Consider the following 17417-nt stretch of genomic DNA (forward strand, 5'->3'; position numbering starts at 1 on the left):
CCAGCGGCACAGTCACCACTGTGGCACCAGATGACGTGTATAAGGGCGACCAAACCGTCACCACTGCTATCAAGACTGTCACTGGTGGCGAGCATTTTGAGAACCTGGTGCCAGGTACCACAGCGGTTAACACCACTGTCACCGATACCCCAAGCACCGCTGATACCACTACCGTTACGCTGACCGCGCCAACCGCCGTCAACGAAGGTGGCCAGATCACTTACACCGCTACGCTCTCTAACAAAGCGGGCAGCGACGTCACGCTGAAGTTGGACAACGGCTCATCGATCACCATCAAGGCCGGCGACACCGTCGGCACCGTCACCGTCCCTGCGCCAAGCGATGACGTGTTCATCGACAAGAGCACCCAGATCGTCAAAATCACCGACGCTTCTGGCGGCAACTTCGAAAAACTGGAAGTCGCAGGCAACGGCGCAAGCACCGCGATCAACGACACCATCGACAAGGTCGACGTTGTACTGACCGCCACCACTACGGTTGGCGAAGGCGGCAACATCGTCTACACCGCCAGCCTTGTGGATAAAAACGGCGCGCCGGTGACCAACATCACCAACCCGTTGACCGTCACCCTGGATAACGGCAAAACCATCACCATCGGTGTGAACCAATCCAGCGGCACGGTCACCGCCGTGGCACCGAATGACGTCTACAAAGGCGATCAAACCGTCACGACCGCCATCAAAACCGTGACCGGTGGCGAGCATTTCGAAAACCTGGTGCCAGGCACCACGGCGGTCAATACCACCGTGACCGACACCCCTGGCAGCACCGATCTGACCAGTGTCACGCTGAGCGCGCCAAGCGCCGTCAACGAAGGTGGCCAGATCACCTACACCGCGACTTTGAGCAACAAGGCCGGCAGCGACATGGTGGTGCAGTTGGACAACGGTTCCAGCATCACCATCAAGCAGGGTGCGACCGTGGGCACGGTGACGGTTGCGGCACCAAGCGATGATGTGTTCATCGACAAGAGCACTCAGACCGTCAAGATCACCGGCACGACCGGTGGCAATTTCGAGGGTGTGACCGTTACACCGGGTGGCGCAACCACCACGATCAACGACACCATCGACGATGTGACGGTGGTGCTCAAAGCCACCGGCTCGGTCAGCGAAGGCGGGCAGATTGTCTACACCGCGTCGCTGGTCGACAAGAACGGCGCGGCAGTCACCAACCTCGGTTCCGACCTGGTGGTTAAGCTGGATAATGGCTCGACCATTACCATCGGCAACGGCAAGTCGAGCAATTTCACCACGGCCACCGCGCCTAACGATGCGTATGTCGGCGCCAATGACGTCACGACCAAAATCAGCGGCGTCGTCAGCGGCGGCGACAAATATGAGCACTTGATGGTTGATGGCAGCACCGTCGTCACCAAAGTTACGGATGTGGTCACCAACACCACCCTCAGCCTCAGCGGCGACGCCTCGGTGACTGAAGGCGGCACCGCGCATTACACGCTGAACTTGAGCAACCCGGCGCAAACCGATCTGACCGTCACGCTCAAGTACAGCGGCACGGCCACCGACGGCTCGGATTTCAATGGCGTGTACACCGTGAAAATTCCGGCCGGCGCCAGCAGCGTGCCGTTTGATATCCGCACGCTGGACGACAAAATCACTGAGCCGACGGAAAAAATCGTCATCACCATCGACAAGACCACCGGTGGCAATTTCGAGAACCTGGTGATCGACAAGGGTACCGTCAGCACCGATATCCTCGACAACGATGCACCGCCGGTCATCGACCTGGACGCCAACAATTCCAGCGGCGCCAGCGGCAATGATTACAAGACCACCTTCACCGAAGGCACCGCCGGGCAGGGTGTGTCGATTGCCGACACCGATATCAGGATCACCGACCCGGACAGCACGCTGCTGACCGGTGCAACGGTCACCCTGACCAACGCGCAAGCCGGTGATGCCTTGAACGAGGGCAACACCGTCAATGGCATCAGCGTCAGCACCAATAACCAGACGGGCGTCATCACCCTGACGTTGTCGGGCAGCGCGACGCTGGCTGACTACATGCAGCGCATCCAGAACATCACGTTCACCAACAACAGCCACGACCCAAGCACCACGCCACGCACCATTACCGTGACGGTGACCGACGGCGGCAACTACTCCAACGTCGCCACCACCACCGTCAACGTGCTGGCCGTCAACGATGCGCCAGTGGCAACGGGCGGGGCCGTAACCGGTACCGAAGACACTGCGCTCGCGCTGACCTGGGCCAACTTCGGCGTGACCGACGTGGACTCGCCGCAAGCCAGCCTCGGCGTGAAGATCACCGACCTGCCGGTGGCCGGCAAGCTGCAATACCTGGCGGCCGACGGCACCACCTGGGCCAACGTGACCAGCGGCCAGACCTTTACCAAAGCTCAGGTCGATGGCGGTCAGTTGCGCTTTATGCCCAACGCCAACGAGTCCGGCGCCGACGGTTATGGCGGCACCGGCATCGGTAACAAGCAGGCCGATTACGCACAGTTCAAGTTCCAGCCTACCGACGGCAAGGACCTGGGCAGCAGCGCCACGGTGAAAGTCGATATCACCCCGGTGGCCGATGCACCGACCCTGAGTGTGGCTGACAATAACGTCACCTCGACCGGCCTGATCAAGCAGAGCTGGAGCAGCATCTCGGGCCTTGGCACCAACGGTAACGGCGCCGCACCGGACGTACTGAAAAAAGCCATTGATGGCGCCGGCACGCCCAACAGCAGCGCGGTCATAACCAACGTTGAGTCCACCGAAAACGTCAATCCCGGCTCGGGTGCCAAAATCTCCGGCCTGATGTACATGGAGGCCGGCAAGAACTACACCTTCAGCGGCGTCGCCGATGACAGCCTGGTGATCAACGTCGGCGGCAAAGAAGTGGCCAGCGGCCTGTGGGGCACCAACAGCGGCAAGTTCAGCGGCACGTTCACACCAACGGCCAGCGGCTATTACAGCCTTGAGATCTACCAGGCCAACCAGGCGGGACCTGGCAGCTTCGACGTCAACCTGTCGATCAACGGCGGGACGGTGCAGAACCTGAGCACCGGCACCGTGCCGCTGTACACCGGTATCACCGACCTGACCAACGCCGGCGTGACCGTGTCCGACCTGCATGGCAGCAATGGTGACGGTTACTACGTGGGCTACAAGCTCAACGAAGGCCTGGAAAACGGCAGCGTCAAACTGTCCAAGATCACCAGCGCGCTGACCGATACCGACGGTTCGGAAACCCTGGCCGTGAAGATCGGTGGCATACCGGCAGGCTCGGTGCTTACCGACGCAGCGGGACACACCTTTACCGCGACCAAGACCGTAGGCGAAGTCAACGTCAACGGCTGGGACCTGGGCTCCCTGACCATCAAGCCGCCGACCTATTACAGCGGCCAGTTCAACCTCACCGTCACCTCGACGTCTACCGAGAGCATCGGCGGGTCGGCGAGCACCACCGCGCAATTGCCCGTCACCGTGTACCCCGCCATCTACAGTTCGGTCACCGGCACCTCGGGCAGCGACTCGATCATCGGCACCGATGGCAACGACATTGTTGTGGCCGACATCGGTGGCCTGAACGTGGTGCAGGGCAAGAACTACAACATTGCCTTCATGGTGGACAGCTCCGGCAGTATGAGCACAGCGTCGATCAACGCGGCGAAGTCGTCGCTGACCACGGTGTTCAACTCGCTCAAAGACAGCCTGGGTGCCAACACCTCCGGGACCGTGAACATCTTCCTTGCGGATTTCGACACTCAGGTGAACAAATCCATTGCGATCAACCTCAATGATCCAAATGCGTTGACGCTCTTGAAGGCGGTGCTGGACTCAATGTCCTCAGGTGGCGGCACGAACTACGAGGACGTATTCAAGACCACGGCCAACTTCTTCCAGAGCGGCCTGGCCACTGGCAACACCGGTGCCACCAACCTCACCTACTTCATCACCGACGGCCAACCGACGTACTACCAGAGCGGCGAACAGACCAACCCGATGGTGGTCGACTTCTACAAGAGCAGTACTACCGATGGACGCCTGGACGACTACGTCAACGCCAACAATTATGTGTTGGGTAACACGTTCAGCATCAATGTGAATGGCACCAACCTGCAATTGATCGACAGTGACGGCCAGGTACACCAGTGGGTGCAAACCCGCAACGGCGGCTGGTACGACAACGGCGTGTGGGGCACCGTGCATGCCCAGGGCGACGGTACATTCGAGGTCTCGTACCGCAACGGCAGCGGCAGCAGTACTGACACGGCAACCAGCGATAACGCCAACAGCGGTTTCTTGCTGCTCAAAGGCCTGTCGCAAGTGGAAGCGATCGGCATCAATAACGAGGTCAGCCTCAATGATTTGAAGCCGTATGACAGCGATGGCAAGCCGCAAAGCAACATCGATCCGAAGGACCTGGCCAACGCCATCCTGGGCCACACCGAAGCAACGCTGCCAGGCGCGGACACCGTCAGCGGTGGCGACGGCAATGACATTCTGTTTGGCGACCTGGTGAGCTTCAGCGGGGTGACCGGTGAGGGTTACAACGCGCTGCAGGCCTTTGTGGCACAGAAAACCGGTATGGCCGTCTCGTCGGTCACCACCTCGAACGTGCACCAGTACGTCACCGAGCATTACGCGGACTTTGACGTATCCGGCGCCAAGGACGGCAATGACACGCTGATCGGCGGTGGCGGCGATGACATTCTGTTCGGCCAGGGCGGCAACGACGTGCTGGACGGCGGCAAGGGCAATGACATCCTCTTGGGCGGCACCGGCAACGACACGTTGATCGGTGGCCAGGGCAACGACATCCTGATCGGCGGTTCGGGTGCCGACACCTTCATGTGGAAGGCCGGTGACATCGGCAATGACGTGATCAAGGACTTCAAGGCATCGGAAGGTGATCGGATTGACCTGCGCGACCTGCTCAAAGGCGAGACGGACAGCACCATCGACAACTACCTCAAGATCACCACGGTAGAAGGCGTGTCGACCCTGCAAGTGAGCAGCGAAGGCAAGCTCAACACCGCTGGCGGCGTGGCCAATGCGGATGTGACCATCAAGCTGGAAGGCAACGATTGGTCTCATACCAGCATCAACTCGCTGATCAGCGGTGCAGATCCGACCATCAAAATCGATCACACCGCCTAAGCTTGGATAAGTCGGCCGCCCTCGAGGCGGCCGATTTATCCGGGCGATACGTTGCTGGCCCTGGCGGCCGGTTGCATCGCATACTCGCGTTTATCAACACACGGCCAGCCTATGGGGCTAAAGGTGTGTGGCTCATCTTCGAGGGGTTCTTATGTTTTACGTGCAACGTGATGCACAGGGCGCGCTGAGTCGCGTAGAGGCCGCCGCCTTTGCCGAATCCACCGACACACTGCCGGCCGATCACCATGAGATCCAGGCCTGGTACGCCAACGAAGTGGTGGAAACCAGCCTGGCCCAACTCAAGCAGAGTGACCTGGAGATGATTCGGGTGCTGGACGACTTGATCCAGGTGCTCACCCGCAAGGGCGTTATCAGCGTGACGGACCTGCCGCCCGCAGCCCAGGCCAAACTGATGGACCGTAACCAGGCGCGGGAAGCGTTGGGCGGGTTGAGCCAGTTGATCAATGATGATGAGAAAGGGCTTATCTGAGCCCTGAATGTGGGGCTTGCCCTGATACCGTCTGTAGGAGCGAGCTTGCTCGCGAAAAACGTCAACGATAACGCGTGCTTCCTGAATGAACGCGGTGCCTGTGAGTTTTTCGCGAGCAAGCTCGCTCCTACAAAAAGCCTTTGATCGTTCCCGCGCTCCGCGTGGGAACGATCAAATCAGGGCAAGCCCCCTCCCACATGTGTTCTGCGTTATTTCCAGGGCGCCGGCTCGCCGAACAGCTGGCCCTGCACACCAAAAATCCCCATCTCGCGAATCACCTTCAGCTCACCCTCGGTCTCCACACGCTCGGCAATCAACGGCAGGTCGATACTGTGGGCCGCGCGCTGGATGGCTTCGATAAACAGGCGCTTGTCGCTTTCCTGGTCGATGGCGCGGATGTAGCTGCCGTCGATTTTCAGGTACGCCAGGCCCAAGCGGGCCAGGTTGCCGATCATGCTGAATCGCCCGCCGAAACGCTGAAGACTCAGGGAGAAGCCCAATTCGCGCAGGCGCTGGGTCATCTGTTCCAGCACAGGCTGCTCCGGCAATTGCTCTTCACCGATTTCCAGGGTGAGGCGCGAGCCCAGGTTGCTGTGCTGACGCAGCAGGTCATAAATACGCTGCAGGGCCTCAGGGTCCTGCAGGGTCGCGGCTGAAAGATTCAGCGCCAGGTTATGGCTGTGGCCGGTCATCTGTTTAAGCACCTGTTCGAGCATCAAGCGGTCCAGGCGGGCCGACCAGCCGAAACGCTCGAGCCATGGCAGGAAACGCCCGGCGGGCAGGGTATGGCCATCTACGTCTTGCAAGCGCGACAGCACTTTGTAGTGCAGGACCAACTGCGGGTCCTGGCTGGCGACGACCGGCTGGAAGTACAGCTCGAAACGCTGCTGCGTCAGCGCCTGGTCCAACAGCGTGTACCAGGCATGATGATCGTCACCGACGCGGGCGGCGGCACTGTGATCGAGGCACACCCAAGTGCTGTCACCCTGCCCTTCGGCCTGCGCCAGGGCTTGATCGGCGAGGGTCAGCAGCGCCTGCGGCGCATCGCCATGGCTGAACGGTGCCAGGCCGATATAGGCCACGGGCGCGACGTCGCTGGCGCCGGTGGCCTGCAGGCTGAGCAACGTACTTTCCAGGTTCTGCGCCAATTGCAGCGCTTCTTCACGCGTCAGCCCGGGCGCCAGCACGGCGAACTCGCCGCCACGGATACGGGTTACGAGGTTGTGGGTTTCCGGGTACGGCTCGCACTGGCGCAGCAGCTGTTCACCGACCGCTCGCAGCAACTGGTCGGTACGCTGGCCACCCAGGCGCTGGTTCAAGCCGGCCAGGTCCTTGACGCGCAACACCAGCAGGTAGCCGGAGTTGGTTTCTTCGGGATTGCTGACGCGGGCGTTGAGCTGCATCTCGAAATAACGTCGGTTGGCCAGACCGGTGAGGTTGTCCTGGTAGGATTCGGTGCGCAGCTTTTCGCTGCGCTCGGCCTGCTCCTGGAACAGTGCCTTGAGCTTTTCCACCATCTGGTTCATCGCCTGCACCACTCGGCGCAGTTCCGGCGTGCGCGGCAGGTCGGGCAGGCTGAGGAATTCTCGGCGGGCGATCGCGTGGGACTGTTTGACCATGTAGTCCAACGGTTTCAATTGGCGGCGCAGCAACAACCCGCCAAGCACCACGCTGACCGCACCGCACAGCAGCAACCAGCCGAGGCTGCCCAGGGCACTCTGCCAGAGCTTGGCCAGGGCGAACATTGGATGGCTGACTACCTCGACGCGCGCCGCCTGCTCCCAACCGCGACTCACCAGCGCATCGCCACCGGCCGGCTCCAGGCCGATCAATTTAACGAACCAGTTGGGCACGCCGTTGTTGTCGGGAATGCCGCTGCGCTCAACGATGGTTTTGTCCGTGGCCAGGTCCACCACGCGGATACTGGCGTAGTAACCACTGTCGAAGATCGAGCTGACCAGCAGCTCCACCATGGCCGGGTCATCGATGTTGGGGGTGAGCGACAGCGCCAGCGCCGTCGCGGCATCCTGCGCATGGGAGCGCAACTGGTTGACGTATTGCGTGCGCGAACTTTCCAGGCTGACCATGAAGCTGCCGCTGAAGGCGACCACCAGGAACAGACAGATTGCGATCAACAGCTGTTTGAACAAAGACATCCGATCAGTTACTCCTAGTTGTCAGGCTCGGCTGGAAAGCCTTCCGCACGCATTTTTCTCAACACATCCTGCCAGCGCGACAAGCGTTTGGTATCGCCGACCTTCTTGTTGCCCTTGGCGCCGGGCAGGTACAGGCCCTCGGCGTTGAATGAATACACCGGGATCAAATCGGTACGGCGGGTAGCCGGCAGGATGTCGTCCATCAGGCTGTCGAGCACCAGCGGGATCGCGTCGGGGGTGGAATAGTAGGTCAAGACCATGTGTGCGCGATTCTGACGCAAGGCCTTGACGTAGGTAATGCGCAATTTGTCGCTGGACACACCCAGGTGACGCAAACTGAAATACTTGGCGATTGCGTAGTCTTCACAGTCACCGGCGCCCTTCCAGAGGGCTTCGATGGGTGTCTCCCAATAATCGACCGCGTGCCAGAGATCGATGTCTTCGACGTAGGTCATTTGTTTGTTGAAAAACAAGTTAACGACCTTGAGCTGTTCTTGTTCGCTGACCTGCTTTTGACTGGCCAACAGCCGCTGCCAGGCGTCAATACGCGGCTGGCCTTCGCCCAATGGCCCGTACAGGGCGCTGGCCTTGCGGCTGATCTGCGAGAAATCCCAATCGGCATGCAGCCCGCCAAGCATCAGGCCGGCCAATAAGATCGCTGATAAAAGCCAGCAAAGAACTCGATAGGGAATAAAACTTACCGCCAAGGCGTTCAGTCCATGAAGAGAGACGGAATTTCAGCAGATGGTGAAGCTTCGTCCCGGAAAAAACAATGGCATAGTGAGATCATCGCTCGGTAGAGCGACTTTGTAACCCCCTTATGTGAGACGCACAAAATACCCGCTGTAAGCCCTTACAAACGGAAACTCTGGTGGTTTGACAAGTGCTCGGGCCATCCCTAATGTTCATTGGATCCAATAAACACACTCTATTATTCAACAAAGGAGGCCAGCGTAACCGTGACGCCGAAGCCGAACCCTTTAAGCAGCATCAAGGTCAGCGGGCCTATTCCCGCTCATCTTGCCCGCGCCGTTATTGAAGAAACGTTGCGCAACGCCATTCTCGATGGACGGTTGCCCTGTGGCACCGCTATGCGCCAGCAAGAGCTCGCCAGCCTGTTCGGCGTCAGCCGCATGCCGGTGCGCGAAGCATTACGCCAGTTGGAAGCCCAATCCCTGCTGCATGTGGTGACGCACAAGGGGGCAGTGGTCGCCCCGTTGATTGAGGACAATTCGGCAGAGACCTATGCCCTCCGCATGCTGTTGGAGTCCGAGGCTTTGCGCTTGTCGATCCCATTGCTCACCGAGGCTGATATCGCGGAGGCAGAGGCCTGTATCAATGCGCTGGAGCGTGAGAAAGACTACAGCGAGATCGGCCGCCTCAATCGCCTGTTTCACATGGTCTTGTACGGCAAGGCGCCAAACCATCGCCTGCTCAAACTGGTGGAACATGGGCTGAATGAGGAAGAGCGGTTTCTGCGCTTCAACCTTGAGGCAATGGGGCTGGGCGAGACGTCACAAGAGGACCACCGCGAACTGCTCAGCCTGGTGGTGCAGAAAAAAATCGACGAAAGCATCCTGACATTGCGTAATCACTTGATGCGAGGCATGGAGGTCATCAATACATACCTCAATGGCCTCGACACTGCGGATCAAGAAGGCACGTTATAAGGCGTGCGCAGCGCTCTTCCAGCCTCTACACCGCGCGGCACCTTTCCCTGTCCGGAAGCGTCCCGCGCCGCTAACGCCGTAAACACCTCGCAAGCCTTAACTATCGGCGTTAAATAAAGAAATCTCTCACACTTAAAATAACTATTTCTCTCGGAAGCTTTTTTCGAAAAAACATCTAATACATTAACAAGTTCATCCAGACGTTTAATCAGCTTACTATCGCTCGCCAACCCAATAAACCTATCAATCAGCAGGCCGCATAGTGAGCCCGCACTAGTGGCGTGGGCACACTTCAACGTTAATCTTTTATCTAACAACTACAACACTCCATCACTGCAACTAGAGCAGTCGCAACAATTTTATAGGCGTCAACCATGCACCATCATTTTCTTGAACAAAAAAAACTGCAACTGTGCAACCACCCGTTATTTCCAGAAATAACTTCACTTGGCAAACTGCGACACTTTATGGAGAGCCATGTGTTTGCGGTTTGGGACTTCATGACCCTGACCAAACGCCTGCAACAAGATCTTACTTGTACCCAGATCCCCTGGCTTCCGCCCGTCAATCCACAGGCCGCACGTCTGATCAATGAAATCGTGCTGGGTGAGGAGTCGGATGAGCACCCGACGCGGGGCCACTGCAGCCACTTTGAGCTGTACCTGGATGCCATGGTGGAGGTGGGCGCCGACACCCGCGCCATCGCACATTTCATTGATCTTCAACACCAGGGTGTTGAGGTCAGCGCGGCGCTGCAAAGGGTCGGAGCGCCCTCTGGAGTGCCGCGCTTCGTCGACAGCACCTGGCAACTCGCACTCAGCGCGCCCACGCACTGCGTAGCGGCGGCCTTCCTGCACGGACGTGAAGGCGTTATAGCTTCAATGTTCGAGCGCCTCCTGAGCAGCAGCCCCTTCATTGCTCGTCAGGCCCCCACCTTGTGTTACTACCTCAACCGCCATATCGAACTGGACAGCCAGGAGCATGGGCCGGCGGCAGAACAGGTGCTCCAGCATTTGATCGACGCAGATCCGACTCGCCGGCAACAAGCCCACAGTGCCGCCCTTGATGCCCTGGAAAGTCGCATTGCGTTCTGGGATGACGTACGGGCCTCGATGCCAGAGGTACACCCATGAGCCCCATCGACTACCGCTCCTTCGCCGAAGACTGGGAACGTCGGGCAACTATCCGTACGCGTCCGCGCCGCATCATGGAAGACGACGACAGGCTGATCTATCCCCTGTGCCGCCAACCCCTGGTGCTGACTGCAACCTTCCTCGACCACTGCCCGCAATGGCGTGACTTCGTGCTGGCGCAAAGCTTTTATCGATTCATCCATGACATCGTGATTTTCGAAACCGAGATTGTCGATAAGACTGCCCGAAGTATTGCCAAGAATCGCTTCTCGCTGCCGCTGCCCCTCGCCTGCCGCTACGACGCGATGACCGTCGTGGTGGATGAGGATTACCACGCATTGGTAGCACTGGACTTCCTGCAGCAAGCCATCGAGCTGACCGGTATCCAGCCGCTCGACCTGCCCGGGCAGATCGAACTCAGCCGTGCCCTGCCGGCAGCGCAGGCGCAGGCACCGGAGCACTTGCGCGATGCGGTGGAGTTGATCGTCGTGGCCATCGCCGAAAACACCGTCACCCATGACGTGGCGGCCTTTTCCAAGGACGACAGTGTCAAGGCGTCCGTGCGCGGGCTGATGGCCGACCACCTGTTTGACGAGGGGCGCCACGCACAGTTCTGGACACAGTTGGTACGCATCTATTGGCAGTCGGCAAGCGCGCAGGATCGGGACAGTATTGCGGCTGTGCTACCGACGTTCCTGAGCCATTACCTGACCAACGACCTGCAGAAAGGCTTCGACCTGCAGTTGATCCAACACCTGGACATCAGTGTCGATGTTCGTTCGGCGCTGCAGGATGAAATCGTGGCGCTGGACTTTCCCATCACCCGCCAGCACCCGCTGGTTGGCAACATCATGAGCTTCCTGCATCACAGCGGCCTGCTGCACACCTGCAGCGTGGCACGCGCCCTGGACGACTACTTGCCCGCGTCGGGGAGGCTGGCATGAGGCGCCTGACGATTGAATGGGGCGTGGCCGGTGACGCGCTGGAAGCCCTCAGGCACGTACTGGAACAATACGGGCATGCCGTTGGGGGCGAGTCGGTCGACCTTGTGATCGAGGACGGTAGTCAGCCACCGTCAGCCCTGTCCACAGACGCGGCCTGGATGAGCCTGCGCCTGGTTATCGGCCCCCCGTCCGAACATGGGCTGCCCAGGCTGCAGTTTCGCTGCTACGACCGCGAGCGGCGCCTGGTGGCCGTACACGATGTTGCCCAGGAGCCCAGCGGCAACGGCCAGCATCTGCGGCGTCGGGCGGCGAACGCCTTGGTGGAATGGGCAGCGTCATTGGTCAGCGGATTCTCAAGGGATCCGGGCTTTTTCTGCCCAATGACCCACTCCGACGCAGCGCTTGAACAGGGTTTGCAAGGGCTGGAGGCGCTGGCGTTCATGCATCGATTCAATCGTACGGCAGATACCGCGCTGCTTCGCGCGGCACAGGTGCCCATGATCGAACGCCTGCAGGCCAGCCTTGGCGCCTTCGCCAATCGCACGGCGCTGAATATCGCGGGTCGCATGGTGACGTATCGCCAACTGCAGGAAAAAGCCATGGCGATTCAACAACGCCTGCTGCCCCTGCTGGAGAGCAACGAGACCCCATCGGTGGTGGGTGTGTGCCTGGAAAAATCTACCGAACTCTACGCGAGCATTCTGGCCGTGCTGGGTTGCGGCGCGGTGTATGTGCCTCTGGCCCCGGGTCACCCGGTAAAACGTCAGCACCGCATGTTGATAGACGCAGGTGCCTGCGTGCTGCTGGAAAATGGCCTGCACCCGCTGCGAGATCATTTCGTGTCACTTGACGTGAGTAGGCTCGCCTCACGCGACATCGACCCTGCTCAACCGCTGATGCGTCATCGTCCCCATGCCAATGCGCCGTGCATGGCACTGTTCACCTCCGGCACCACCGGGCAGCCCAAGGGTGTGCTGCTCAGCCAACATAATCTGGCGCATTTCACCGCCTGGCTCAGTACCTGTGTGGCGCTGGATGAGGAGAGTCGCGTCCTGCAATTTTCACCGCTGAGTTTTGATTCCTCGCTGATCGATATTTTCCCCGCCTTGATGGCGGGCGCAGAGCTGATTGTTCCCAGCGCAGAGCAGCGTCAGGATCCTCAGCAATTGGTCGAGTTGATTCGCCTGCAACGTGTCACTCACGCTTTTTTACCACCGGCGTTACTCAGCATCCTGCCACTGGACCAGCCTCTGGGCCTCTCCCACCTGCTCACCGGCGGCGATTTTTGCGAACCCTACGTGATCGAGCGACTGGCAGGCCAATGCCAGTTGCACAATTTCTATGGCCCTACCGAAGCCACAGTACTGGCAACCCATCGAACATTTCGGCTCAGTGACAGCAATCGCAACATCGGTTTGCCCATTGCCAACAGCCAGGTCCTGATCCTCGACGACCACTTGCAACCGGTGGATGAGCAAGTGATGGGCGATCTGTACATCGCAGGCCCGGGCGTCAGCCAGGGTTACATGAACGATCTGCCGTACGCTGACTCGCCGTTCGTCAAGCTGGCGCTGCCTGATGGACAATGGCTGCAGGCTTACCGTAGCGGCGATCTGGCGAAATGGACGCCGGACGGTATCGAGTTGGGCGGTCGACGGGATGATCAGGTCAAGATCCGCGGCTTTCGAGTCGAGCCTCAGGAAATCGAGCAGTGCCTGCGCAGCAGTCGGTTGTTTCGCCAAGTAGCCGTGGTGATTGATCAGGCCTGCAGAATCATTGGCTTTGCTGCCCAGCCCGAACCCGGCGCGACCCTGGCCAGGCTGAAGGATCATGCCCGACAGTGGCTGCCCGAGCATATGCAGCCGGTCGCCTGGAGCGAGCTGCCGAGCCTGCCATCTTCAAGCAACGGCAAGATCGATCGCACGGCGTTGCGGGAGGTGCCAGGTACCCGCACCGGGGAAATCACTCGTCGCAGCACCCACACGCCAGTCCAGGCGCAGTTGGTGCAGTTGTGGGGGGAGTTGCTGGGGTTGTCTGCCGGCGAAGTATCGATCGACGACAGCTTTTTCAGCCTGGGTGGCCATTCGATCCTGCTGTCCACCTTGCTACTGCGCTTGCGCGAGCAATTTGGCCGCAGCTTCTCCCTGAGCCAATTTTTTGAAGCGCCGACGATTCGTACGCTTGCCTTGCAGCTGGAGGGCGAAGCGCTGCCGGATACATCTTTCAGCCAGATGGAAAGCGATGCATCCCGAGCCCTGAAGCTTGAGGTGCTGCCCGAGACCCGCGCCGGAGACCCGCGCAAGGTGATTGTCACGGGAGCCAACAGCTTCGTCGGCGTGCATATCGTCCAGGCATTGCTGGCGGGGGGAGCGCAAGAAGTCGCGTGCCTGGTGCGAGCGCTCCCCGGCCAGTCGGCGGCAGACCGATTCACCCAGGCGCTGCGCGAATATCGCCTGGAACAATTGGACCTGCGCCGAGTGCAGGTGTACGCCGCAGACCTGCGCCAGCCGCGCCTGGGCCTATCCTTTGAGGCATTCGAGCACCTCGCCCGTCATCATGGCGTGCTTGTGCACAATGCCGCGCAGGTCAACCATGTGATGGACTACACAGCACTGGCCAGGGACAACGTCGAACCGGTGTTTGAATGCCTGCGCCTTTGCGAGACCTACTGTAAGAAGGTCTTCAATTTCATTTCGACGCTGTCGGCCTGCAGTACCCTCGACACTGATCGGTATGTGCTTGAAGCGCCCGCCAGCGGCGCGTTACCGCTCTATGTCAAAAACGGCTACAACCTCTCGAAATGGGTGGCCGAGCGATTGCTGGGGCGAGCAGTCGAGCAAGGGGCCTGGGTGAATATTCATCGACCGGGCAACATCAGTTTCAACAGCCGGAACGGCGTCTGCCAACCCGATAGAAATCGCTTGATGTTGATGCTCAAGGGGTCGCTGCAATTGGGTAGGGTCCCTCGAATGGAAGGGAATTTCGACTTGATGCCGGTGGACTTCCTGGCACGCTTCATTGCGTTTCACTGCCGGCGTTTTGTCGCGGGGCGAAACGTGTTCAACCTGCACAATCCACAACCGCTGAGCTGGGACCAGTACCTTGATGCGTTCAGCCAGGCGGGACACATTTTCGAACGGACAAGCCTTCAACAGTGGCAACGGGCGTTGCGAACAGTTGGCCATGACAATGCGTTGTTCGGCGTACTGGGCTTCTACCTTGATGGGGTGGGTGAGGACATCGGCGACACGTCGATGATCCATTACAGCAACGCCCAATGGGGGTTGGAGCAAATGGGCGCACACTATCCGCCAAAGAGCCCCGTGCTGTTACGCAAAGGCTGTGACTACCTGAAAGCCATCGGCTTTCTCTGAGCGGCACCAGGGCAGTCGGAACGGGAGGCCTCGCTCCGACTGCCGGCAGGATCAGATTTTGAAGCTATCGACCAATTGCTTCAATCGACTGGCCTGCTGGGACAGCGCATCGCAGTCCTTGAGCGTCTCATTGAGATTGACCACGCCTTGCTGGTTCAGCAGGTTGATCTGGTTGATGTCGACGTTGAGGGTTTCAACCACCGCCGTTTGCTCCTCGGTCGCTGCGGCGACCGATTGGTTCATGCCGTCGATCTCAACGATCCGCTGTGTCACGCTGACCAGACGCTCACCCGCCTGGTTAGCCACTTCAACGCTTTCTTCGCTGGAAACCTGGCTGGCGTTCATGGTGGTCACGGCTTCACGCGAACCCACTTGCAGGGAAGTGATCATCTTGTGAATCTCTTCAGCCGACTCCTGGGTACGGTGAGCCAGGTTACGCACCTCGTCAGCCACCACGGCAAAACCACGCCCGGCTTCGCCGGCACGGGCGGCTTCGATGGCCGCGTTCAGCGCGAGCAAGTTGGTCTGCTGGGAGATGCCCTTGATCACATCGAGGATGTGACCAATGTTGTCGGTACTGGCGTTAAGGGTCTCGATCTGAGTGCAGGACAGGCTGATTTTCTGCGACAGTTCCGACATCGCCTGGATGGTTTGCTCGACGACCTTGCGTCCATCGTCAGCTTGCTCACTGGCGCCGCTGGCATGCTGTGAAGCATCGGCGGCGTTACGTGCGATTTCCTGGGTGGCGGCGCCCAGTTCGTTGATCGCTGCAGCCACGCTGTTGGTACGTGCACTCTGCTCGTCGGAGCCGATGATCGACGCGTTGGACGATGCCATCACGCGCTGGGACAGGTCATGCACCTGGCGTGTCGCCGAGGACACTTCGGAAATCGAGGCGTGGATACGCTCTACAAACTGATTGAATGCGCTGCCGACTTCGCCGAACTCGTCTTTGCTCGTAACGTCGAGGCGCCGGGTCAGGTCACCTTCGCCCTGGGCAATATCCTTCATCGCGACGCCCATGGTGGTCAGCGGGCGCAACAATACCTGGATCAACAGACTCAGCAGCACGGCAATCGCCACCACGGCGATAAGCATTGCTATCAATGCTGAGGTGCGAAATTTACCCAGTGCGGCATAGGCTTTGTCTTTGTCGATAGACAGACCGATGTACCAGTCAGCCCCCGGCAAACCGCTGATTGGCGTAAACGAGAGAATGCGGTCCTGTCCATTGAGGACTACTTCCTGGTTAACCTTCTCGATGCGCACCTGGGTGCCTGGGTAGATATCCTTGAGGTTTTTCATCACCTGGTCCTGGTCAGGACTGACGATGACTTGGCCATCACCACTGACCAGGAACGCATGACCAATACCGCCGAAATCCACCGAGTTGATGATCTTCACCAAGGTTTGCAGGCTCAAGTCTCCACCCACAACGCCCAACAACTCTCCGTTCTTCTTGACCGGCATGGCGATCGTCACGATCTGGCCACCCACAGCCGCCATATAAGGCGGGGTAAGCATGGGTTTGTCCGCCGCTACGGCTTGCTTGTACCAAGGGCGCTGACGTGGGTCATAGCCTTCGGGCATCTTCGCATCGGGACGCTGGGTGAACACACCGTTGGTTTGACCCACGTAGGTAAACTGGAAGTTGGAGGTGAACGCCGGTTGATCGACCAAACCCGGCAGATCGGCGCCACTCCCTTGATGAGCAACGTTTTGTGCCAGGTTCTCCAGAACCAGAATGCGGCCGCTGAGCCAGTTCTGCACGCTGCTGGCGGTAAGCTCGCCGGACTGCTGGATGGAGGACGCCAGGTTTTGCCTGATCGTGTTGCGCTGCAGGTAATCGTTATAGAGCGTGAACAGCGCGAAGGCCAGAACCACGACGCCTGACGCCGCCAACAGAATTTTATGACTGAACTTGAGATTCATTTCATCGACTTCTTTTGCCAAAGGGGGGTGAGCGTGCCGAGTGGAACATTCCATGTAACGCAATAGGCGGACTCTGCGACCGCTCTATCTCGGTGCACGCATGGCTCGTCAGGCTTTCGGCCAGAAAATGATAAATCTTAGAGTTTTGTGTGAATCTTCCGCTTTTAGAGCAAGGCGCCGACAGGCGGTAGAGACGCAGTCGATTATCAGCCTTTGGCGGCCTTAAACGACAAAACCCCTGTCTGCGTTAGCAGACAGGGGTTTCGGAATTCAATCTTGACGATGACCTACTCTCACATGGGGAAACCCCACACTACCATCGGCGATGCATCGTTTCACTGCTGAGTTCGGGATGGGATCAGGTGGTTCCAATGCTCTATGGTCGTCAAGAAATTCTGTGTACCAGCCCGTTGCATTGCAACGTACCGGTGAAATTCATGAGCTTCTACATAAACAAAACCCCTATTTGCGTTAGCAAACAGGGGTTCTGGAATTTAATCTTGACGATGACCTACTCTCACATGGGGAAACCCCACACTACCATCGGCGATGCATCGTT

8 protein-coding genes, 1 rRNA gene and 1 pseudogene are annotated in these 17417 nt (G+C 59.1%); 6 read left to right on the top strand and 4 right to left on the bottom strand.

What is annotated here, in order from left to right; translation table 11 throughout:
- Positions 1-5159: pseudogene (locus tag BFP96_RS21915) on the top strand (LapA family giant adhesin); the annotation flags it as partial.
- A 151-nt stretch (positions 5160-5310) separates the two neighbouring features.
- Entirely contained in the window at positions 5311-5649 is a 339-nt protein-coding gene (locus tag BFP96_RS21920; RefSeq protein ID WP_065884439.1) for a tryptophan synthase subunit beta, read from the top strand.
- Positions 5650-5858: 209 nt separating this feature from the next.
- Here BFP96_RS21920 and lapD read toward each other — a convergent pair whose 3' ends face one another.
- Positions 5859-7805 carry a cyclic di-GMP receptor LapD gene (gene lapD / locus BFP96_RS21925; RefSeq protein WP_065937001.1) on the bottom strand — a complete coding sequence of 649 codons (1947 nt, stop codon included), beginning with the start codon at positions 7803-7805 and terminating at the stop codon, positions 5859-5861.
- A 14-nt stretch (positions 7806-7819) separates the two neighbouring features.
- Positions 7820-8512: a cysteine protease LapG gene (lapG, locus tag BFP96_RS21930; protein ID WP_065896537.1), complete on the bottom strand. Its 693-nt coding sequence runs from the start codon at positions 8510-8512 to the stop codon at positions 7820-7822.
- 252 nt (positions 8513-8764) lie between these two features.
- On the opposite strand from lapG, the gene BFP96_RS21935 reads away from it, so the two are divergent.
- The 4 genes from BFP96_RS21935 to BFP96_RS21950 all read left to right on the top strand — a co-directional run bounded on the left by BFP96_RS21935 (position 8765) and on the right by BFP96_RS21950 (position 14926).
- Positions 8765-9475 carry a GntR family transcriptional regulator gene (locus BFP96_RS21935; protein ID WP_065894040.1) on the top strand — a complete coding sequence of 237 codons (711 nt, stop codon included), beginning with the start codon at positions 8765-8767 and terminating at the stop codon, positions 9473-9475.
- Between the two features lie 374 nt (positions 9476-9849).
- Entirely contained in the window at positions 9850-10608 is a 759-nt protein-coding gene (locus BFP96_RS21940) for a DUF3050 domain-containing protein (protein WP_065896538.1), read from the top strand.
- Positions 10605-11552, top strand: a complete 948-nt coding sequence (locus BFP96_RS21945; RefSeq protein ID WP_065896539.1) for a diiron oxygenase — start codon at positions 10605-10607, stop codon at positions 11550-11552. Before BFP96_RS21940 ends, BFP96_RS21945 begins: the two co-directional genes overlap by 4 nt.
- Positions 11549-14926, top strand: a complete 3378-nt coding sequence (locus BFP96_RS21950) for an amino acid adenylation domain-containing protein (RefSeq protein WP_065937002.1) — start codon at positions 11549-11551, stop codon at positions 14924-14926. Before BFP96_RS21945 ends, BFP96_RS21950 begins: the two co-directional genes overlap by 4 nt.
- Positions 14927-14977: 51 nt before the next feature.
- On the opposite strand, the gene BFP96_RS21955 is transcribed toward BFP96_RS21950, so the two are convergent.
- A complete protein-coding gene (locus BFP96_RS21955) occupies positions 14978-16858 on the bottom strand; it encodes a methyl-accepting chemotaxis protein (protein ID WP_065884446.1) in 1881 nt (626 codons plus the stop codon).
- A gap of 274 nt (positions 16859-17132) precedes the next feature.
- A 5S ribosomal RNA gene (gene rrf, locus BFP96_RS21960) occupies positions 17133-17248 on the bottom strand.
- Positions 17249-17417: the final 169 nt, after the last annotated feature.

It is taken from the genome of Pseudomonas sp. 34 E 7 (genome assembly GCF_900005715.1).
GTDB classification, from domain to species: domain Bacteria; phylum Pseudomonadota; class Gammaproteobacteria; order Pseudomonadales; family Pseudomonadaceae; genus Aquipseudomonas; species Aquipseudomonas orientalis_A.